This is a genomic window from Bradyrhizobium sediminis (assembly GCF_018736085.1).
GTDB lineage: Bacteria > Pseudomonadota > Alphaproteobacteria > Rhizobiales > Xanthobacteraceae > Bradyrhizobium > Bradyrhizobium sediminis.
On sequence record NZ_CP076134.1, the window covers coordinates 678,795 to 698,564 of the forward strand.

General features: G+C 63.6%; 18 protein-coding genes. 5 read left to right on the forward strand and 13 right to left on the reverse strand.

Annotation, left to right across the window (positions count from 1 at the left end):
• Window positions 1-150 precede the first annotated feature (150 nt).
• From KMZ29_RS03265 to KMZ29_RS03325, 13 genes are all read right to left on the reverse strand, one after another.
• Window positions 151-279 (reverse strand): DUF2474 domain-containing protein, encoded by a 129-nt coding sequence (locus tag KMZ29_RS03265; protein WP_215622431.1) that lies wholly within the window; start codon window positions 277-279, stop codon window positions 151-153.
• On the reverse strand, window positions 279-1,292 hold the full coding sequence (gene cydB, locus KMZ29_RS03270) for a cytochrome d ubiquinol oxidase subunit II (RefSeq protein WP_215622432.1): 1,014 nt from the start codon (window positions 1,290-1,292) through the stop codon (window positions 279-281). Before cydB ends, KMZ29_RS03265 begins: the two co-directional genes overlap by 1 nt.
• Window positions 1,292-2,698 (reverse strand): cytochrome ubiquinol oxidase subunit I, encoded by a 1,407-nt coding sequence (locus KMZ29_RS03275; protein ID WP_215622433.1) that lies wholly within the window; start codon window positions 2,696-2,698, stop codon window positions 1,292-1,294. Before KMZ29_RS03275 ends, cydB begins: the two co-directional genes overlap by 1 nt.
• 158 nt (window positions 2,699-2,856) lie before the next feature.
• Entirely contained in the window at window positions 2,857-3,423 is a 567-nt protein-coding gene (locus KMZ29_RS03280) for a thioredoxin family protein (RefSeq protein WP_215622434.1), read from the reverse strand.
• Window positions 3,424-3,447: 24 nt separating this feature from the next.
• Window positions 3,448-4,149 carry a cytochrome c biogenesis CcdA family protein gene (locus KMZ29_RS03285; protein WP_215624121.1) on the reverse strand — a complete coding sequence of 234 codons (702 nt, stop codon included), beginning with the start codon at window positions 4,147-4,149 and terminating at the stop codon, window positions 3,448-3,450.
• Between the two features lie 148 nt (window positions 4,150-4,297).
• A complete protein-coding gene (locus KMZ29_RS03290; RefSeq protein WP_215622435.1) occupies window positions 4,298-4,777 on the reverse strand; it encodes a cupredoxin domain-containing protein in 480 nt (159 codons plus the stop codon).
• A gap of 193 nt (window positions 4,778-4,970) precedes the next feature.
• A complete protein-coding gene (locus KMZ29_RS03295) occupies window positions 4,971-5,174 on the reverse strand; it encodes a hypothetical protein (protein ID WP_215622436.1) in 204 nt (67 codons plus the stop codon).
• Window positions 5,175-5,357: 183 nt separating this feature from the next.
• Window positions 5,358-5,969 (reverse strand): sigma-70 family RNA polymerase sigma factor, encoded by a 612-nt coding sequence (locus KMZ29_RS03300; protein ID WP_215622437.1) that lies wholly within the window; start codon window positions 5,967-5,969, stop codon window positions 5,358-5,360.
• A 562-nt stretch (window positions 5,970-6,531) separates the two neighbouring features.
• Complete coding sequence (locus tag KMZ29_RS03305) at window positions 6,532-7,572, reverse strand: IS110 family RNA-guided transposase (RefSeq protein ID WP_215621526.1); 1,041 nt, start codon at window positions 7,570-7,572, stop codon at window positions 6,532-6,534.
• A 189-nt stretch (window positions 7,573-7,761) separates the two neighbouring features.
• Complete coding sequence (locus tag KMZ29_RS03310) at window positions 7,762-8,505, reverse strand: response regulator (protein WP_215622438.1); 744 nt, start codon at window positions 8,503-8,505, stop codon at window positions 7,762-7,764.
• A complete protein-coding gene (locus KMZ29_RS03315) occupies window positions 8,502-10,247 on the reverse strand; it encodes an ATP-binding response regulator (protein ID WP_215622439.1) in 1,746 nt (581 codons plus the stop codon). Before KMZ29_RS03315 ends, KMZ29_RS03310 begins: the two co-directional genes overlap by 4 nt.
• Entirely contained in the window at window positions 10,217-12,301 is a 2,085-nt protein-coding gene (locus KMZ29_RS03320) for a sensor histidine kinase (protein WP_369810071.1), read from the reverse strand. The genes KMZ29_RS03315 and KMZ29_RS03320 overlap by 31 nt, the downstream gene beginning before the upstream one ends.
• Before the next feature lie 7 nt (window positions 12,302-12,308).
• Window positions 12,309-13,304, reverse strand: a complete 996-nt coding sequence (locus tag KMZ29_RS03325; protein ID WP_215622440.1) for a TRAP transporter substrate-binding protein — start codon at window positions 13,302-13,304, stop codon at window positions 12,309-12,311.
• A gap of 215 nt (window positions 13,305-13,519) precedes the next feature.
• Here KMZ29_RS03325 and ugpB point away from each other — a divergent pair, with 215 nt between their 5' ends.
• The 5 genes from ugpB (at window position 13,520) to KMZ29_RS03350 (ending at window position 19,768) form a co-directional block, all read left to right on the forward strand.
• Window positions 13,520-14,848, forward strand: coding sequence for a sn-glycerol-3-phosphate ABC transporter substrate-binding protein UgpB (gene ugpB, locus KMZ29_RS03330; RefSeq protein ID WP_215622441.1), 1,329 nt, complete (start codon window positions 13,520-13,522; stop codon window positions 14,846-14,848).
• 48 nt (window positions 14,849-14,896) lie between these two features.
• A complete protein-coding gene (locus KMZ29_RS03335) occupies window positions 14,897-15,847 on the forward strand; it encodes an aminoglycoside phosphotransferase family protein (protein WP_215622442.1) in 951 nt (316 codons plus the stop codon).
• A gap of 259 nt (window positions 15,848-16,106) precedes the next feature.
• Window positions 16,107-17,726 carry an ABC transporter substrate-binding protein gene (locus KMZ29_RS03340; RefSeq protein WP_215622443.1) on the forward strand — a complete coding sequence of 540 codons (1,620 nt, stop codon included), beginning with the start codon at window positions 16,107-16,109 and terminating at the stop codon, window positions 17,724-17,726.
• A 118-nt stretch (window positions 17,727-17,844) separates the two neighbouring features.
• Complete coding sequence (locus tag KMZ29_RS03345) at window positions 17,845-18,858, forward strand: ABC transporter permease (protein ID WP_215624123.1); 1,014 nt, start codon at window positions 17,845-17,847, stop codon at window positions 18,856-18,858.
• A gap of 10 nt (window positions 18,859-18,868) precedes the next feature.
• Window positions 18,869-19,768 carry an ABC transporter permease gene (locus tag KMZ29_RS03350; protein WP_215622444.1) on the forward strand — a complete coding sequence of 300 codons (900 nt, stop codon included), beginning with the start codon at window positions 18,869-18,871 and terminating at the stop codon, window positions 19,766-19,768.
• The last annotated feature ends 2 nt before the right edge of the window (window positions 19,769-19,770 follow it).

Below are 19,770 nucleotides of genomic sequence, written 5' to 3' on the forward strand. Positions count from 1 at the left end.
TTGGGCAGGCACATCCCATATACTTGGTCTTTCCGGCGTTCTTCCCGGGTAAAGCACCCATGCCAGCGACCCCTTGTTACTTTGCATGGGGTTGTTTTCGATATTTTGGTTTTTGTCGCGGCTGCCGCGCCGGAGCTCGGCCGAACGGCCTTATTTCGGTGCAATCCACAGCCTCAGACCATAAGAGAGCAGGGTCACGGTGCCGACGCCGCCGAGCCACAGCGCCGCGAACCACAGCAGGCGCTGCGCCAGCGGTCGCGGATTTGGCTCTGACGGCATCAATGATAACCGCTCCCGGCCTTCACCTTGCCGCGGAATACCCAATAGGCCCAGCCGGTGTAACCGAGAATCAGCGGGATCAGCGCCGCGACGCCGAACAGCATGAAGATCTGGCTGTTCTCCGGCGATGCCGCCTGCCAGATGGTGATGCTCTGCGGCACGATATAGGGCCACATGCTGATGCCCAACCCGGCATAGGACAGTGCGAACAGCGCCAGCGTCAGGAAGAACGGCTGGTAGTCCCATTTGTTGGCGAGGCTGCGCAGCAGCAGGACGGTCACGGCGGCGACCGCGATCGGCACCGGCGCGGTCAGGATGACGTTCGGCCAGCTGAACCAGCGCTGCGTGTACTGGATATGGAGGAACGGCGTGGCGATGCTGACCGCGCCGATGGCGCCGATCATCGCGAACAACAGGAACCAGCAGAGATGATAGGCCTTGTCGCGCAACGGGCCTTCGGTCTTCATGACCAGCCAGGTCGCGCCCAACAGTGCGTAGCCGATCGCCAGCGCGATCCCGGTCAGGACGCTGAACGGCGTCAGCCAGTCCCACCAGCCGCCGGCATAATGCCGCCCCTCGACATGCACGCCCTGCAGGATGGCGCCGAGCGCGATGCCCTGCGCCAGCGTCGCCAGCAGCGATCCGCCGGCAAAGGCGACGTCCCAGCGATTGCGCTTGCCCTGTGTTACGCGCCAGCGAAACTCGAAGGCGACGCCGCGAAAGATCAGGCCGATCAGCATCGCGATCATCGGCGTGTACAGCGCCGGCATCAGCACCGCATAGGCCAGCGGAAACGCCGCCATCAGGCCGCCGCCGCCGAGCACCAGCCAGGTTTCGTTGCCGTCCCAGACCGGCGCGACGCTGTTCATGATCACGTCGCGATCTTCTTTCTTGGGAAACAGCGGAAACAGGATGCCGAGCCCGAGGTCGAATCCGTCCATGACAACGTAGACGAACACCGCAAACGCGATGATGAAGGCCCAGACGGTCGCGAGGTCGATGGCGCCGGTCATCAGGCAGTCCCCCGCGCTGTCGCCCCGGCGGCGGGCGTGATGCCGGCGGCGCGCGCCGGCACATCGCCGCCCGGTCCCCGTTCGCCGTGATGCGGCGGCGCCGCCATCAAACGCAGAAGATAGATGACGCCGGCGGAGAACACCGCGAAATAGACGATGATGAAGGCGATCAGGGAGGATGCGACCGCGGGCGCAGCCAGCGGGGAAGCGGCGTCAACCGTCCGCAACAGCCCGTACACCGTGAACGGCTGGCGCCCGGTCTCGGTGGTGACCCAGCCCGCCAGCACGGCGATGAAGCCCGAAGGCGCCATCGCCAGCGCGAACATGTGCAGCAGGCGGGAATGATAGAGCGTGCCGCGCCAGCGTGCCCACAGGCTGAGCAGGCCGAGCCCCATCATCAAAAATCCCATGCCGACCATGATCCGGAACGACCAGAAGGCGATCGGCACCGGCGGCCAGTCTTTGCGCGGCACGGTGTCGAGGCCGGCAAGCGGCGCATCGAGCGAATGTTTGAGGATCAGCGAGCCCAGCTTCGGCACTTCGACCGCGTATTTCACCTTGCCTGCGGCCTGGTCGGGCAGCCCGAACAGCACCAGCGGCGCGCCGTCCTTGTGGCTCTCGAAATGACCTTCCATCGCCATGATCTTCACCGGCTGATGTTCCAGCGTGTTGAGGCCGTGCTGGTCGCCGGCGACGATCTGGATCGGCGCCACCAAGGTCGCCATCCACATCGCCATCGAGAACATCACCCGCGGACCCGCAAGATGCCGGTCGCGCAGCAGATGAAACGCGCCGACGGCGCCGACCACCAGCGCAGTCGTCAGGTAGGCCGCCAGCACCATGTGCACGAGGCGATAGGGAAACGAGGGATTGAAAATCACCTTGAGCCAGTCGGCGGCGACGAACTGGCCGTCGGCATTGACGGCGTAGCCGGCCGGCGTCTGCATCCAGGAATTGGCCGACAGGATCCAGAACGCCGAGATCAGCGTGCCGACGGCCACCATCAGGGTGGCGATGAAATGCAGCCGGTGGCCGACCCGCTCCAGGCCGAACAGCATGACGCCGAGGAAGCCCGCCTCGAGGAAGAAGGCGGTCAGCACCTCGTAAGCCATCAAGGGGCCGATCACCGGACCGGTCTTGTCGGAGAAGACCGACCAGTTGGTGCCGAACTGGTAGGACATCACGATGCCCGACACCACGCCCATGCCGAACGCGACCGCGAAAATCTTCAGCCAGTAATTGAACAGGTTGATGAAGACCTCGCGCCCGGTCCACAGCCAGAGCGCCTCCAGCACCGCGAGATAGCTGGCCAGCCCGATCGAGAAGGCGGGAAACACGATGTGAAACGACATCGTGAAGGCGAACTGCGCCCGGGCCAGTACCACGGCATCCCAGCCCTCGAACATCGCGAAGCCATCCGTTGCTGCTGATCCGGTGTGAACCTTACCACGCCGGACATGACGACGGTACCTTGCAGATCGCAGTACTGAGCCTCGATTCCGGCCGAATCGGAATCGAGGCTCAATTTTCTGTCTTGGCGCGCTCTTCTTCGAAAGCGCTTTGGTCAGCTATTGGCGTTCAGCAGCCGCGCGATGGTGCGGTCGATCTGGTCGTACTGGCCTTCGCCGTCGTGATGGAACACGATCTTGCCGCTCTGGTCGACGATGTACTGCGCCGGCCAATACTGGTTGCGGTACGCGTTCCAGGTCTTCGAATCATTGTCCTGCGCCACCGGATAGGTGATGCGGTGCCGCTTCAGCGCGGCCTGCACGTTGGAGGCCGACCGCTCGAACGGGAATTCGGGGGTATGGACGCCGACCACGACGAGGCCGCGGTCTTTGTATTTTGCGTAGAGCTCGACGACGTGCGGCAGGGTGTTGACGCAGTTGACGCAGCCATAGGTCCAGAAATCTACCAGCACCACCTTGCCGCGCAGGTCGGCGATGTTGAGCGGCGCGGAATTGAACCAGTTGTTGATGCCGGTGAAGTTTGGCGCGCTGCCCTGCACGGCGGCGACCGCGAACGGCGCGGTCCGGTCGCGCGCCGCCTCGCCGCTGAAGCCGGGGCTGGCTGCACCGATCAGGCAGAGGGCGAGCACCGAGGCGCAGGTGGCGAGCGATCGTGGGGTCATGGTGGTCTCCTTCGTGCGGGTTGATTACAGGCCGAGCTGGCCGTTCGGATAAAATGCCGTCAGCCACGACACGATCAGCGTGTCGTATTGGAGGTAGGACGCGACCGCGAAAGCGATCACGACGACGCCGAAGCCCTGCTGCAGTCTTGGCGAAAATCTCGCGACACTGCGGACGCGGGTGGTGACGGCCTGGCCGCCATAGGCGATCGCCAGCATCGGGATCGCGGCGCCGATCGCGTAAACGATCAGCAGCACGCTCGCCCATGCGGTGTCCGGCGAGGTCGCGACGACGGTGAGGATCGAGCCGAGCACCGGACCGGCGCAGGGCGTCCAGACCAGGCCGAGCGTAGTGCCGAGGACAAAACCACCGAGATTGCCCTGGCGGGACGCCGTGCTGCCGGCCGCGCCGGAATGGAGCAGCCCACTGAGCCGGATCGACAGCCATTCGAACGGCCTGGGCCAGATCATCAGCAGGCCGAACCCGAGCAGCAGCACGGTCGCGGCGGTGCGCAGGCTGTTGGGATCGAAGTCGAAGATGCGGGTGATCGCGCCGAGCGCCAGCGCGGTCGCCGAAAACGACATCACAAAACCCGCCGCGATCATTGCCGGGCGCACTCGGCCGGTCTGGCCGACGGAGGCGCCGAGCAGGATCGGCAGCACCGGCAGCGTGCAGGGCGCGGCGATGGTGACGACGCCGGCGAGCAAAGCGAGAACGAGGTTGAGCATCGAAAATCCCGTCTGACTCTCGATCGGGCCGTCGGGCACGCGAGGTCTCGCTGGGTTCTTCGAGCCGGCAGGGTGGCGCGTTACGTCGGCCGCGTCACGTGTTTGTGAGGCCAATCGCGCGATGATTGCCGGCAGCGTGCGCGCGCCGTTACTCGATGACGATTTCGCCGGTCATGCCGAGTTCGGCGTGGGTCTTGCCGTCCGCGGCCTTGATGTCGCAGCGCAGATCGGTGACGCGGCCGGCCGCGACCGGCACCAGCCACCATTCGGCGGATTGCCCCGGATAAACCTCGATCTCGCGCATCGCGCCCTTGAACTCGGCGAGCGTCACGGCCTTGCCGTCGCGCTGTTGCGTGACCTGCACCTTTCGCGTCCACACCATCTGCGAGAAGGCGTGTGAAGTGAAGTAATGCGGTTCGTTGCTGTCGTTGCGAAGGATCAGTTTGTAGAGCTTGCCGGTCTCGAAGCGCAGTTGTTTCGGCGTGAATTCGTGCTTGCCGGGCGAGCCCAGCGCGACCGTCAGCTCGATCGGGGTCTGCTTCGACAAATCCCCTGCTGCGATCGCCGCGCCTGAGACGAGGCCGAGCACGACAGAAGCGCCAATCGCGGCGCGATACGAGATGAACATCGTGGTCTCCCCCTGATGATTTGAACTCACCGAATAACTCAGGCGCTCAACTTAATGCAAATGAGAATGAGTTGCAAATATCGAGCAGGAGATCCAGTCCAACCTGTTCCCAAACGCAGAGCGACCCGGCTGGGGGGCATCCCGGCCGGGTCGTTGGAGGTTACTTGGGAGGAAAGAAGGCTAAAAAACAGGTTCAGCGGGTGGTGGTCTCGTTGTCGAAGGAGATCACGCAGACCTCGCTGGGATTCTTGTTGCTGCAATCAACCACTTGCTCGCGGACGAACATCGAACCGGTGTCGCGCTGGGCGCGGGGGGCGGTGTTCTGGGCGGACAGCGAGGCCAGGGTGCAGACGGCGCCGAGCGGGATAATGAAGAGGCGGAAGGAGGGCTTCAGCATTTTCGTTCTCCTGTCCGGCGTTGGCGTTGGCGTTGCGTTCGTGAGTGTGGGTGTAACGGCAGAGTTTTTCCGGGTGATGTCGTCAATTGTTTCATTTGTTTCGTGGGCGGTAACGGTTTCGCCCTCGAAAAGCGACGGTTCGGTCGCCTGAACTACACCGTAACTAATTGAAAAGATGTCATTTTATGCGGCGAGGCTGTCCACGCCGGCGCCCTTAAGCAAGTCTGCAAGCTGCTTGCGGGCATAGAACATTCGCGTCTTCACGGTGCTCTGGGGGATACCGATGATCGCACCGGCCTCCTCCACCGATTTCTCGTGGTAGTAGACGAGGTTGATGATCTCGCGATGCGCCGGCGACAGTTTGGCCACGCAGGCGCGCAGGATCGCCGAGGTGTTGCTGCGGTCGAGCGAAGCCTCCGGCGTGTCGGCGTCATCGGCGATTTCAAGCACGTCTTCCTGGTCGATATCCTCATGCCGGCGCTGGCGCAGCGCAGTCAGCGCCTTGAAACGGGCGATCGACAACAGCCAGGTGGAAACCTGCGAACGGCCCTCGAACTGCTTGGCGGTGCGCCACACGTCGAGGAAGACCTGGCTGACGAGGTCTTCGGCCATGCTGGTATCGCGCACGATGCGCAGGATGAAGCGGTAAACCCGGACGTTGTGACGGGAATAAAGGATATGCATCGCGGTTCGGCCGCCATCGGCAATGCTTTCCAGCAGCATTTCATCCGAAGTCGCCCGGGCAGCGATGATGCCTTGACGGGCTGCGGCGTTGATAGCGACGACGTTCTGCATGACAAGCTCCCGGTATTCGCCATTGGCGGCGTCTCGTTAGAGCCGATTGATAATTAACGAAGGTTTCGGGACGTCTGCACGCCAAGGGGAAAATGGTTTCGTGCGCAGGAGAATTGTTTCGTCGCGAGGTCAGCGACGAAACATTCGGCACAAAAAAGCCCGTAATTTCAACGCGCGGAAAATGGAGAGGGCCACGATCGGGGGGGAACCGATTCCCGTTCCGAGGCGCCTTCATCCTCCTGCGGGAGGCGAGAAGCCGACCACAATAGAGATGTCGTCCCGGCCTACGCGCCGGGACCCATCATATGTGGACGGCCCCCGTGCCACAAGAGTTTTTTGAGGTCTGATCGGATCGCTTGCATCCATATGTCCGGCCTGTTGGTGCGGTCGCTTGGACCGCTGGCCAAGATGGCTTCCGCGACGCGAGTTCCAAACAACCACACGACCTGTCTTGGGCCAATGGGTCCCACGGATTGTCTCGCACCTCGGATCGATCGATCCTACCATCTGCTCCTCTTGCAGCTCCGGCTCAGCCGATAAGACGAACTTACCGGCTGATCTCTTAGGCGGCTGACGCCGATGCCTCAGACATCCGCGCGCCGTCGTAATTATCCCCCGTAACCATCAGTTTCCAGGCGATGCGGGCAATCTTGTTGGCGAGCGCCACCGCCGCGAGTTTTGGCGGCTTGCGCTTGAGCAAAGCGATCAGCCAGGGCGATGGATGGCCACGGCCGTACTTCGCCTGCTGAATCACGGCGGTCGCTCCTGCCACCAGCACGCTGCGCAACCTCTCATCGCCGGCACGGGTGATCTTGCCGAGCCGGGTTTTGCCGGCAGTGGAGTGGTCTTTCGGGGTCAGTCCGAGCCAGGCCGCAAAATGCCGGCCCGAGGAGAAGGCACGCGGATCAGGCGTCTTCATCACCAGCGCCGTGGCGCCGATCGGCCCGACTCCTGGAATCTTCGCCAAGCGCCGGCTATCGGCATTGCCGCGGTGCCAGGCCCTCAGCCTGGCTTCGATTGCCTTCAACTCTCCCTGCAACTGCGCGTACTCGCGGCCCTGGACCGCAAACGACTCGCGCGCCAGCGCCGGCACGCTGTCATCTTGCGCGATGCCAGCTAAAAGCGGTTCGATCTTGTCGAGGCCCTTGGCCACCGCAAGGCCGAACTCTGCCGCATAGCCCCGGATCATATTGCTGAGCTGGGTGCGACGGGCGACCATCTGCTCGCGGAGACCTGCCAGCATCAAAGCTGCCTGCTGCTCGGCCGTCTTCACTGGCACAAACCGCATCGTCGGTCGGCCCATCGCTTCACACAGCCCCTCGGCATCTCGCCCGTCGTTCTTGTTCCGCCTGACGTAAGGCTTCACGTGTTGCGGCGCGATCAGCTTCACCTCGTGGCCGAGCTTGCCAAGCTCGCGCGCCCAATAATGCGCCGCACCGCAGGCCTCGATCCCGATCACGGTCGGCGGCTGCTTGGTAAAAAATGCCACCATTTGCGCCCGGCCGAGCCGCCTGCGCAACACCGGCCGTTCGGTCGCATCAACCCCATGCAGCTGGAAAATATGCTTCGACGTATCCATGCCAATTCGGATAATCTGTTCCACGGACGGCTCCTTTGTCTGAGATTTGCAACAACCTCATTCTGGCACAACTGATGCCGTAGGGGGCCGTCCACCCCATCAACCACAGGACGTTCGTGTTGCGCGAAGCTGGAGCGACAGTCCCTTTGACAACGAACAGCGGCGGTCATGGGTCCTCGCGTTCGCGAGGACGACGCTAGAATGTGCTGACGCTCACGCCTTGTCGCCGATCGGCGAAAACAAATAGCCGCCGCCGCGGATGGTGCGGATCACTGCCGGCTTGGTCGGATCGATCTCGATCTTGCGCCGGATCCGCATGATCCGGAGATCGACAGCGCGGTCGAAGGCCTCGGCGTCGCGGGCGTTGGCCAATTCCAGGAGCCGCTCGCGCGACAGCACCCGCTTCGGATTGGCGGCGAACACCTTGAGCAGGCCGAATTCGGACGCGGTCAGCGGATGCTCATTGCCCTCGTCGTCGCGCAGCGCCTGCGCCTCGAGATCGAGCCACTTGGTGCCGAACCGCACCAGCTGATCCTTGGCTTTTGCGCCGGCGGCTTCCGGCGCGGCCGTCGGCGCCTTGGCCGGCGAGGAGCGCCGCAGTACCGAGCGGATCCGCGCCATCAATTCGCGCAGCTCGCACGGTTTTGCGACGTAGTCGTCGGCGCCGAGCTCGAGCCCGACCACGCGGTCGATCGGGCTCGCGGTCGCCGTCAGCATGATGACCGGGACGTTGGTGCGGCTCTTGAGGTCGCGGATGATGGAAAGTCCGTCCTCCTCGGGCATGTTGAGATCGAGCACCACGAGATCGGGGACCGAGACATCGATCGCCTCGCGCAGGGTCTTGCCGCCGTCGCACAGCGTCACGTTGAAGCCGTGCATCTTGAGGTATTCGCCGACCATCTCGCGGGCCGGCGCCTCGTCGTCGACGATGACGATGTGTTGCTGACTTTGGGTCATGACATCTCGGTCGCGGGCAAGATCACGGTGAAGGTCGAGCCCTGGCCGGGCCCGCCGCTGTCGGCAGTGACCTCGCCGCCATGCATGTCGATGATACGCTTGACGATCGACAGGCCGAGGCCGGTCGAGCTTTCGCCGGCGGTGGGTTTCGCGGAGAGCCGCTGGAAGCGGCCGAACAGCCGGCCGAGATCTTCCGGAGAGAGGCCTGCGCCCTCGTCGGCGATGCGGATGATGGTGTTGTCCAGATCGTGAGTCACCAGTACCGTGATCTTGCCGCCGATCGGTGAATATTTGATGGCGTTGCTGACGAGATTGTCGATCGCCTCGCGCATCCGGTCGGCGTCGCACATCGTGACGATATTCGGCGGCGCCGACACCATGATGGTCTGCTGCTTGTTGACCGCCAGGGGCTGGTTGGCGTCGGCGACCTCGCTGACGAGCCCTGCGATATCGACCGGCTCACGGCGGATCGAAATGTCGAAGGCGTCGGCCATCGCATCCGAAATCAGGTGGTCGACCATCGAGGTCAGGCGCTTGGTGGCGTCGCGGATATGCTCGACCTGGGCGGTGACGCTCTCCCTGGAGGCGCTGGCGCCGATCAGTTCGGTCAGCATTTCGGTGCGGCCGAGGATGACGCCGAGCGGATTTTTGAGGTCGTGGGCGACGGTGCCGAGAATCTCGTTCTTGAAGCCGTTGGCGCGCTGCAGCCGCATCCACTGCGACGACAGCCGGCGGTTGGCCTGCATCAGCGCGCGGGTGCGCTGGGCGACGCGGTCCTCGAGCTGGGTGTTGGCCTCGTGCAGTTGCTGATAGAGGATTACGTTGTCGAAGGCGATCGACAGCCGGCTGGAGAAAATCTCGACCAGCGCGCGGTCGGTGTCCGACAGCGGGCGCTCGGCCTGCAGCAGCACCACCACCTCGCGGCCGCTGCCGGTGCGCAGATAGAGCACGGTGCGGTGATCGGCGAACTCGTTCTTGCGGCGCTGGAACGCGGCTTCGACCATCTGGCGCAAATCCGGATCGAGCGATCGCGATCCGGCCGAGCCGATGAAGCGGCTGTAGCAGCCGGAGCCCGCGAGCACCGAGAAATCGGTGCCGGCGCCGCCATCGTCGCGCAACACCAGTATGCCGGCGCAATCGACATTAAGCAGCGAGGCGAGCTGCGTCAGCACGCCCTCGGCGAGCCGCTGCATCGACTTGAAATCGTACAGCGTGGAGGCGGCGTCGATGATGATCTCCAGCCCGCGCCGGGTCTGCACCATGCGTTCGAGCTGCTGGTAGCTGCGCAGCGCCGCGGTCAGCGAGGTAAACAGCTTGTCGGCGGTGAGTTCGGTCTTGGCCTTGTAATCGTTGATGTCGTACTGGACGATGACGCGGCGCTCGGGCGCCTGTCCGGGCTGCCCGGTGCGCAGGATGATGCGGACGGTCTCGTTCTTGATCTCGTTGCGGATGTATTCGACGAGATCGAGGCCCGCGGCGTCGGTCTCCATGATGACGTCGAGCAGCACGGCGGCGATGTCGGGATGCGCGCGCATCAATTTGCGGCCCTCGGCCGCCGAATAGGCCGACAGGATCTCGAGCGTCTGGCCGTTGAGATTGTAGTCGCTCAGCGCAAACCTGGTGCCTTCATGCACGGCCTGGTCGTCGTCGATGACGGCGACCTTCCATTTGCGCGCCGTCGACTTCTCCGGAGCGGTTCCGGAATCGTCGATCAGGTGGAGGACATCGTCCTGTTCGGCCATTGAGGAATCCCGTCGCTAGCTTGTTCTGCAGTGTCGGAGCCGCCCCTGGCGGTCCGCGGCATGATAATGCGAAATGTGGTGCCTTGTCCCAGTCTTGAATCCAGCATCATCCGGCCGCCGAGCTGCTGGGTAACCAGATTATAAACAATGTGCAGGCCGAGCCCGGTGCCGCCCTCGTTGCGGCGGGTGGTAAAGAACGGGTCGAAGGCCTGCCGCTGCACGTCCGGCGTCATTCCGGCCCCGTTATCGGCAAAAATGATCTCGACATCGTCGCTGCCGCGCGGTCGCGCCGAAATCGAGATCGCCCCGCTGCGGCCGTCGGCAAACGCATGATTGGCCGCGTTGAGGAACAAATTGGTCAGAATTTGGCCGTAGGAGCCCGGATAACCGTCGATGATGAGACCTTCCGGCACGTCGACCGAGAGCGAGATCGGCGCTCGCTTCAGCACCGGCCGCAGGCTGGCGATGATCTGGTCGGTGGCCTCCCTCAGGCTGAATTGCCGGCGTTCGGCATGCGAGCGGTCCACCGCGACCTGCTTGAACGACTGGATCAGCTCGCCGGCGCGATGCAGGTTGGCCACCAGCTGCCCCGCTGCGTCGCGCGAGGAGCGGACGAATTCCTCAAGCTGGGAGCGTCGCAGCGCGCCGTCGGATTTCAGCTCGGCCTCGAACATCTCCGCCCGCCGCGCGAAACTCGACGCCACCGTGAGGCTGATGCCGATCGGGTTGTTGACCTCATGGGCGACGCCCGCGACCAGTCCGCCGAGCGCGGCGAGCCGCTCGGCATCGATCAGGTTCTGCTGGGCGGCGTTCAGCTCGAGCAGCGCGCCCTCGGCCTTCTCCTTCGAGGTGCGCAGCTCGTCTTCGGTTTCGCGCTTGGCGATGGCGTTCTCGCGGAACACCTCCACCGCGCGCGCCATCGCGCCGACCTCGTCCCTGGCGTTGGTGCCCTGCACCCGCCGATTGTAGTCGCCGGTGGTGATGGCATGCATCGCCGCCATGATCTGCTGCAGCGGCAACCGGATCGAAAGCGCGATGATGACCCCGGCGCTGAGGATGATGCCGAGGAAGATCACGGCGATCGATAGCACCTTGCGGGAGATGTTGTTCAGCGTGCGGTCGAAGGTCGCCTGCGCCTTCTGCTCGCGCTGGCGCATCTTCACCGACAGATCGTCGATGGCGCCGATGGCCTCGGCCTGGCTGGCGTCGATGGTGTTGCGCAGCAGCTCGGTCCGGTTCGCCAGCTGCTCCGACAATTTGGCGAAGCCCGCGCGCAGCGCGGCTGTTCTGGCCTGCAGCCGCTGCAGCGCCAGCCGCTGCAGATCGTTGTCGGCGAGATCGGACATGACAGGGATGGTTTTCTCGATGGTCTCGGTATTCCTGCGGGCGTCCTCGGCGGAGGCGCTAGCCAGCGACAGATAATAGGAGTTGGCGGCGACCAGCATCGCGGTGAACGCCTCGCGCGATTTGCCGAGCGACGGCCAGATCAGCGCCTCGCGATGCCCGGTGGCGCCCTCGATGATCGAATACAGTCCGGCCATGTCCTTGGCGGGGGCCAGCACCTGGTCCTGGTAGGTCTTCGTGATCGTGGCCTGGACCGCGCGCAACTCGCCGAAGCCGTTGAGGAATTTCTCGGTGACGCGCTCGAGTTCCGCCACCGATCCCGACAGCATCGGGTCAGTCGAGGCGCGGGTGGTCAGCGTGCCCAGCACCGCCTCGCGCAGCAGCAGGATCTCGGCGAACAGTTCGGGGCTCGGCTGGTTGATGTAGCGGTGGATCAGGTTCTGCAGGCGGCCGGTTTCGCTTTCCAGCAGCGCCAGGACCTTGTCGGATTCGCGTACCTGCCGCACGTCGTCCCAGGCGGAGCGAAGCACCTGGGCGCCGTTCCAGATCATGGCGGCAAGCACCACGACCACCGCCGAGTTCAGCGCGGCAATCGACAGGATGCGCCAGCGGATCGGCACTGCGCGGACCAACCCGACAATGCGGGCGCGGGTCCGCGCGGCGAGGCTCGCCGGCCGTTCCACAGCTTCGTCCTGCCGCGGTGTCGCCAAAGCCAATTCACTCCACCTTGCGAATTCGTTCGATCAACTGCGCCGCCGCGGGATCGCGCCGCGCCTTGGCGTAGATGCCGGTCATCGCGGCTTCGAAGGGCTCGCGGTCGAAATCGGTCACGATGGTCACCCCCGCGGCTTCCGCCTGCCGGCGCGACTGCTCCTCGAGATCGCGCCATTTCTCGCGCATGAACCGGCTCGACCGCAGCGCCGCCTCGCGAAAAATCTTGCGGTCCTCGGCCGACAGGCTATCCCAGGCTTTCTGCGACATCACCAGCACTTCCGGCGACATCGTGTGTTCGGTGAGGGTGTAGTAGCCGGCGTACTTGTAATGATCCGTGGTGACGAAGGATGGCCAGTTGTTGTCCGCGCCGTCGACCAGCTTTGTGGCAAGCCCGGTGAGGACCCGTCCATAGGGCAGTTCGACCGGTTCGGCGCCGAGGCCCCTTATCATGGCGGACATCAATTCGGACTGTTGCACGCGAAGCCGCAAGCCTTTCATGTCGGCGGTCGAGCGGACCGGCCGGACGCTGTTGTAGATCGATCGCGCCCCGGAATCATAGAACGCCAGCCCGACAAATCCGTAAGCGTCGAAGCTGCCGAGAATTTCATTACCGATCGGTCCATCCAGCACCTTCTGCAGATGTTCGGCGGAGCGAAACAGGAACGGCATCGCCAGCACGCTCATGGCCGGCACGAAGGTTCCGATCAGCGCCACGTTGCTGCGATTGAGATCGATGGCGCCGGCACGGGTCTGCTCGATGGTTTCCTTTTCCTCGCCGAGCTGGCGCGAGTGAAACACCCGGATCTGGTGCCGGCCGCCGCTCTTCTCCGCGATCATGCGGCCCATGTAACGCAGCGCCTGCACGGTCGGATAATCTTCGCTCTGGGTGTCGGCGGCGCGGAATTCGCGCGCGACCGCGCCCGTCGAGACCGCCGTCAAGGACAACGCGACAACGAGTGCTACCGTCCGCGAAAGTTCGGCGCGGCTGTACACAGGCAAAATCATCCCCTCATGATGGTGTCGCTGCGCGGGAAAAAAGGTTCAACCCCATTTAGCAGAAGCCGGCGAGAGATGGCTATCCTGCCAACGTCGGGGAGGCGTCAATGGTGCGCTGCGGCTTCTCGCTTTTGCCGATTGAAACCGCCGGCGTAGGGTCTTATCAGGGCGCATCACACGCAAAACGCGTATCGGCCGCGACGGATTAGAATGGTTTTATGGTGAATTCGGCTCTCAGGTTCTTGCAACTCGCCGCCATCGCCGCCGCGGTGACCCTGACGTCGCCGGCGTGGGCGGTGACCGAGATCAGGTGGTGGCACGCGATGTCGGGCGAACTCGGCCGGCAGCTGGAGAAGCTAGCTGCGGATTTCAACGCATCGCAATCCGAATACCGGATCATGCCGAGCTACAAGGGCAACTACACCGAAACCGTGATGGCGTCGATTTTCGCGTTCCGCTCGCGCAGCCAGCCCGCCATCGTTCAGGTCAACGAGATCGCGACCGCGACCATGATGGCCGCGAAAGGCGCGATCTACCCGGTGTTCGAATTGATGCGCAACGAAGCCGAGGCGTTTTCGCCGGCCGCGTATCTTCCGGCGGTGACCGGCTACTATGCCGATATCGCCGGCAACATGCTGTCGTTCCCGTTCAACGCCTCGACACCGATCCTTTATTACAACAAGGCCATGTTCCGTGCCGCCGGCCTCGACCCCGAAGCGGCGCCGAAGACCTGGCCGGAGGTCGGCGCGGCAGCAAAGCGGCTGCGGGCGTCCGGCGCGGCCTGCGGCTTGACCACTTCCTGGCCGTCATGGATCAACGTCGAGAATTTTTCCGCATTCCACAATCTGCCGATCTCGACCAGGGCCAACGGCTTCGGCGGCCTCGACGCCGAACTCAATTTCAACAATCCGGTGATGGTGCGCCATATCGCGCAACTGTCGGAGTGGCAGGCCACCAAGGTGTTCGACTACAGCGGCCGGGCGCAGACCGCGGAGCCGCGGTTTCAGAAGGGCGAATGTGGAATCTTCATCGGCTCCTCGGCGACGCGCGCCGACATCAAGGCCAATTCGAAATTCGAGGTCGGCTACGGCATGCTGCCGTACTGGCCCGACGTCGCCGGCGCGCCGCAGAACACCATCATCGGCGGTGCGACCTTGTGGGTGCTGCGCGACCGGCCGCGAGCCGAATACAAGGGCGTGGCGAAATTCTTCGGATTCCTGTCGAGGCCGGAGGTTCAGGCGGCGTGGCACCAGAACACCGGTTACCTGCCGGTGACGCGGGCGGCGTTCGATCTGACCCGCGCGCAGGGTTTTTACGACCGCAACCCGGGTGCGGCGATCTCGATCGAGCAGATCACCCAGAAGGTGCCGACCGAAAATTCGCGGGGGCTCCGGCTCGGCTCCTTCGTGCTGGTCCGCGATACGATCGACGACGAACTGGAGCAGGCCTTCGCCGGCAAGAAAACCGCGCAAGGAGCACTCGATTCCGCCGTCGAGCGCGGCAACCGGCTGCTGCGCCAGTTCGAGCGCGCCAATCCGGACCGGTAGAGGTATGTCGCCGGCATCGAATCAGGAAGGGCGCGGCCTCTGCCATTCATGCACTCACTGCCGGTTCTGACGAACCCTGAGGCTTTCCGGTCGTGGCGAGCCGACGCGTCGCTGTGGTTGCCGGCGGCGCTCGATATTGCACGCAGCCACGGCCTTCCGTGCACGACACCTCAGCCATTCACCAATGGTACCAATCTTGTCGTCGGTCTCGATAGCCGGCTGATCCTGAAGATCTTTCCGCCATTCCTGCGCAGCCAGTTCGCTTCAGAGCGGATCGCGCTGGCGCAGCTTCGCGGACGGCTCAGTATTCCGATTCCCGAAATCGTGTTGGAGGGCGAGCGCGACGATTGGCCGTATCTCGTCATCACGCGATTATCCGGCATCCCGGGCAACGAATCGTGGCCTGCCTTGCCGGAGGAGCAGAAGGAGCGCGTCCTCGCCCAGATCGGTGCGGCCATCGCGGAAGTGCAGCGTGTTCCCTGCGGTGAGCTAAGCCGGATCGAGCCGGGCTGGGACCGGTTCATGCGTGGGCAGATCGAAGGATGCCGGGCAAGACACCGGCGCCTCGGATTGCCGCGAAAATTCCTGGACGGGCTGGACGATCTGCTTTCCGATGCGGAAGCGCTGGTTGTGCTGGAGGCGCCGCCGGTGATCCTGACCGGGGAATACATTCCGGAGAACTTTCTGCTGAGTTGCGAAGGCGGAGGCTGGCGGCTTTCGGGGCTGATCGACTTCGGCGACGTGATGACGGGAAGGGGCGAATACGACCTGCTGGGCCCGAGCGCCTTCATGACCGCCGGGATGCCGCGTCGCGTTCGAAGCCTGTTCGCGGGATTCGGCTATTCCAGCGCGGATATCGATTTCGCCGTGAAGCGCCGGCTGATGGCGCTGCTTCTGCTGCACCGCGCCAGCGATCCCAACAGCCATATCTGTATCGAGGGTTGGCAGCGGAACGCCGATGACCTCTACGAACTGCAGGAATTGCTCTGGCCCGTTTGACCGCGGAGATGACCGCGGCGCGGGCCTATCCGCCGTCGCACAAGAAAATAGCGATCGCAATAATCTGCATACAAAACAGGCAAAGAAGCCTCTTTGTATGCAATGCCATGCGCCGGCGCGAAGCGTTCATGGCCCGGGAATTCCAGCATTCATTTAGAGAATCAATGGATTAGCTGGATATTAGGCCTTCGTTAAGTTCTGGCACAAACCTTGCGAAGTCTGTTCCAAAGCCGATTCCCCTCGTGCGTTGGAGCAGCACATGAAGCGTCGCGATTTTCTGAAATCTGTCACCGGGGTTGCGGCGGGCACGATGGTGCCGGCGCCGGCGATCTGGTCCGCCGCCAAGGCTGACGCCCGTTCCGAGACGCTGTTGATCGTCTCGGAAAGCGGTCCCAACAATCTCGACATTCACGGCGTCGGCACCAATGTGCCCGGCTACGAGGTATCGTGGAATTGCTACGACCGCTTGATCAGCCACGAAATGAAGAGCGGTCCCGGCGGCGTGCCGTATTACGACCGCGACAAGTTCAAGCCCGAACTCGCCGAAGACATGAAGGTCGGCGACATGTCGGTGACCTTCAAGCTGAAGAAGAACGCGAAATTCCACGACGGCGCGCCGGTGACGGCAAAGGACGTCAAGTGGTCGCTCGACCGCGCGGTCTCTGTCGGCGGCTTCCCGACCTTCCAGATGGGCGCTGGCTCGCTGACCAAGACCGAGCAATTCGTCGTCGTCGACGACAATACGGTGCGGATCGATTTCGCCAAGAAGGACCGCCTGACGATTCCCGATCTCGCGGTGATCGTACCCTGCGTGATCAATTCCGAACTGGTGAAGAAGAACGCCAGCGAGAAGGACCCGTGGGGTCTCGAATACACCAAGCAGCAGACCGCGGGCGGCGGCGCCTACAAGGTGACGAAGTGGACTGCCGGCACCGAAGTGATCATGGAGCGCAACGACGCCTGGGTCGGCGGATCCTTGCCCAAGGTCAAGCGGGTGATCTGGCGCATGGTGCCGCAGGCCGGCAACCGCCGCGCGCTCTTGGAGCGCGGCGACGCCGACATCTCCTACGATCTGCCGAACAAGGACTTCGTCGAGCTCAAGGGCGACGGCAAGCTCAATATCGTGTCGGTGCCGTATTCCAACGGCGTCCAGTACATCGGCATGAACGTCAAGATTCCGCCGTTCGACAATCCGAAGGTGCGCGAGGCGGTTGCCTGTGCGATCCCCTATCAGAAGATCATGGATGCGGTGCTGTTCGGTCTCGCCAGGCCGATGTTCGGCGCAGCCGCCAATGCGCCGACCGAGGTGGCGTGGCCGCAGCCGACCAAATTCATCACCGACATCGCGAAGGCCAAGGCGTTGCTGGCGGAAGCCGGCTATCCCAACGGCTTCGAGACCACGCTGTCGTTCGATCTCGGATTTGCCGGGGTCAACGAGCCGCTCTGCGTGCTGGTGCAGGAGAGCCTGGGGCAGATCGGAATCAAGACCACCATCAACAAGATTCCGGGCGCCAACTGGCGCACCGAGCTCAACAAGAAGGTGCTGCCGCTCTACACCAACGTGTTCTCCGGCTGGCTCGATTATCCCGAATACTTCTTCATCTGGTGTTACGACGGCAAGAATTCGATCTTCAACACCATGAGCTACCAGTCGAAGACGATGGACGATTTCATCCATGGCGCCGTCGACGCCGCCGCGATCGGCGACAAGGCGACCTACGACAAGGACGTCAAGGGCTTCGTCGACCTGGCGTTCAAGGATATCCCGCGCATCCCGCTGTATCAGCCCTATGTCAACGTCGCGATGCAGAAGAACGTCTCGGGCTATCAGTACTGGTTCCACCGCCGTCTCGACTACCGCGCGCTGGTGAAAGCGTAACGGGGCGAATGGCGAAATGGCGAATGGCGAATAGGGAGTAGCGAATAGTGACAGAGAGCAGCGACGGTTGTCCATTCGCCATTCGCCATTCGCTATTCGCATGGCGCGCGAGCGCGCCATGCTGACCATGATCGGCAAGCGGCTGATGTTTGCGATCCCGAGCCTGATCGGGGTCGTGATCGTCACCTTCCTGCTGACCCGGGCGCTGCCCGGCGACCCCGCGGCGTATTTCGCAGGGCCGGCGGCGACCAAGGAGGCGGTCGAGCAGATCCGCAAGAAGCTCGGCCTCGACAAGCCGCTGATCGAGCAGTTCTTTCGCTACACCAACGATCTCATCCACGGCGATTTCGGCAGTTCGCTCACTACCGGTCAGCCGGTCGCAACTGAAATCCGCAACCGCCTGCCGGCCTCCGCCGAACTCACTTTGCTCGGTCTCGTGGTCTCGATCGTGATCGCGATTCCGCTCGGCGTCATGGCGGCGACCCGGCCGGGCTCGTGGATCGATCATCTCTGCCGGGTGACGACGACGGCCGGCGTGTCGCTGCCGGTGTTCTTTACCGGATTGGTGCTGGTCTATGTCTTCTATTTCCGGCTCGGGTGGTCGCCGGCGCCGCTGGGGCGGCTCGATGTGTTCTACAGTGCGCCGAATTCAGTGACCGGCTTCTATCTGATCGACGCCCTGATCGCGCGCGACCTCGAGACCTTTCGTTCGGCGCTGAGCCAGTTGATCCTGCCCGCGATGACGCTAGCCGTGTTCTCGCTGGCGCCGATCGCTCGCATGACGCGGGCCTCGATGCTGGCGGTGCTGTCGTCGGACTTCGTGCGCACCGCGCGCGCCAGCGGCCTTTCGCCGGGCACCGTGATCGTCACCTACGCCTTCCGCAACGCCATGCTGCCGGTCATCACCACGCTGAGCATGGTGTTCTCGTTCCTGCTGGGGGCCAACGTGCTGGTGGAAAAGGTTTTCGCCTGGCCCGGCATCGGCTCCTACGCGGTGGAAGCCCTGATCTCGTCGGATTTCGCGCCGGTGCAGGGCTTCGTGCTGACCATGGCGGTGATGTACGTGCTGCTCAATCTCCTGATCGACATCCTCTACGGCGTGATCGATCCCAGGGTAAGGCTAGAAGGGTAGGGGTGGAAGCATGAGCAGCGTGGCGCCTGCCGTCGAACCTGCCGGACCAGCACGCACTTCCGGGCTGGCGGCGATCTTCGAACACACCCGCTATGTGCTCAGCGAGAACCGCGTCACCGCGTTCGCATTCGGCCTCCTGGTCATCATCCTGTTTGCTGCGCTGTTCGGTCCCTACGTCGTTCCCTACGATCCGCTGGCGTCCGACACCGCATCCGCGCTGAAGCCGCCGTCGGCGGCGCACTGGTTCGGCACCGACCAGCTCGGCCGCGACATCTTCAGCCGGGTCATCGTGGCGACCCGGCTCGACACCTTCATCGCGGTGGCGTCGGTGGCGCTGGTGTTCCTGATGGGCGGTCTTGCCGGCATCGCCGCCGGCTATTTCGGCGGCTGGACCGACCGTATCGTCGGCCGCATCGCCGACACCATCATGGCGTTTCCGCTGTTCGTCCTCGCGATGGGCATCGTGGCGGCACTCGGCAATACCGTGCAGAACATCATCATCGCAACCGCGATCGTGAATTTTCCGCTTTACGCGCGCGTCGCCCGTGCGGAAGCCAATGTGCGGCGCGACGCCGGATTCGTGCAGGCGGCACGATTGTCGGGCAATGGCGAGTTCCGGATTCTGCTGGTGCACATTCTGCCGAACATCATGCCGATCATGATCGTGCAGATGTCGCTGACCATGGGCTACGCCATCCTCAACGCCGCCGGCCTGTCGTTCATCGGCCTCGGGGTACGGCCGCCGACCGCCGAATGGGGCATCATGGTCGCGGAAGGCGCCGGCTTCATGGTCTCGGGCGAGTGGTGGATCGCGCTGTTTCCCGGCCTCGCGCTGATGACCGCGGTGTTCTGCTTCAACCTGCTCGGCGACGGCCTGCGCGACATCGTCGACCCGCAACGAAGGACCTGAGG

Excerpts from the sequence above, each read along its gene's own strand:
- KMZ29_RS03265 (WP_215622431.1), bottom strand. The coding sequence starts at position 279 with ATGCCGTCAGAGCCAAATCCGCGACCGCTGGCGCAGCGCCTGCTGTGG.
- cydB (WP_215622432.1), bottom strand. The coding sequence starts at position 1,292 with ATGACCGGCGCCATCGACCTCGCGACCGTCTGGGCCTTCATCATCGCG.
- KMZ29_RS03275 (WP_215622433.1), bottom strand. The coding sequence starts at position 2,698 with ATGTTCGAGGGCTGGGATGCCGTGGTACTGGCCCGGGCGCAGTTCGCC.
- KMZ29_RS03280 (WP_215622434.1), bottom strand. The coding sequence starts at position 3,423 with ATGACCCCACGATCGCTCGCCACCTGCGCCTCGGTGCTCGCCCTCTGC.
- KMZ29_RS03285 (WP_215624121.1), bottom strand. The coding sequence starts at position 4,149 with ATGCTCAACCTCGTTCTCGCTTTGCTCGCCGGCGTCGTCACCATCGCC.
- KMZ29_RS03290 (WP_215622435.1), bottom strand. The coding sequence starts at position 4,777 with ATGTTCATCTCGTATCGCGCCGCGATTGGCGCTTCTGTCGTGCTCGGC.
- KMZ29_RS03295 (WP_215622436.1), bottom strand. The coding sequence starts at position 5,174 with ATGCTGAAGCCCTCCTTCCGCCTCTTCATTATCCCGCTCGGCGCCGTC.
- KMZ29_RS03300 (WP_215622437.1), bottom strand. The coding sequence starts at position 5,969 with ATGCAGAACGTCGTCGCTATCAACGCCGCAGCCCGTCAAGGCATCATC.
- KMZ29_RS03310 (WP_215622438.1), bottom strand. The coding sequence starts at position 8,505 with ATGACCCAAAGTCAGCAACACATCGTCATCGTCGACGACGAGGCGCCG.
- KMZ29_RS03315 (WP_215622439.1), bottom strand. The coding sequence starts at position 10,247 with ATGGCCGAACAGGACGATGTCCTCCACCTGATCGACGATTCCGGAACC.
- ugpB (WP_215622441.1), top strand. The coding sequence starts at position 13,520 with ATGGTGAATTCGGCTCTCAGGTTCTTGCAACTCGCCGCCATCGCCGCC.
- KMZ29_RS03335 (WP_215622442.1), top strand. The coding sequence starts at position 14,897 with ATGCACTCACTGCCGGTTCTGACGAACCCTGAGGCTTTCCGGTCGTGG.
- KMZ29_RS03340 (WP_215622443.1), top strand. The coding sequence starts at position 16,107 with ATGAAGCGTCGCGATTTTCTGAAATCTGTCACCGGGGTTGCGGCGGGC.
- KMZ29_RS03345 (WP_215624123.1), top strand. The coding sequence starts at position 17,845 with ATGCTGACCATGATCGGCAAGCGGCTGATGTTTGCGATCCCGAGCCTG.
- KMZ29_RS03350 (WP_215622444.1), top strand. The coding sequence starts at position 18,869 with ATGAGCAGCGTGGCGCCTGCCGTCGAACCTGCCGGACCAGCACGCACT.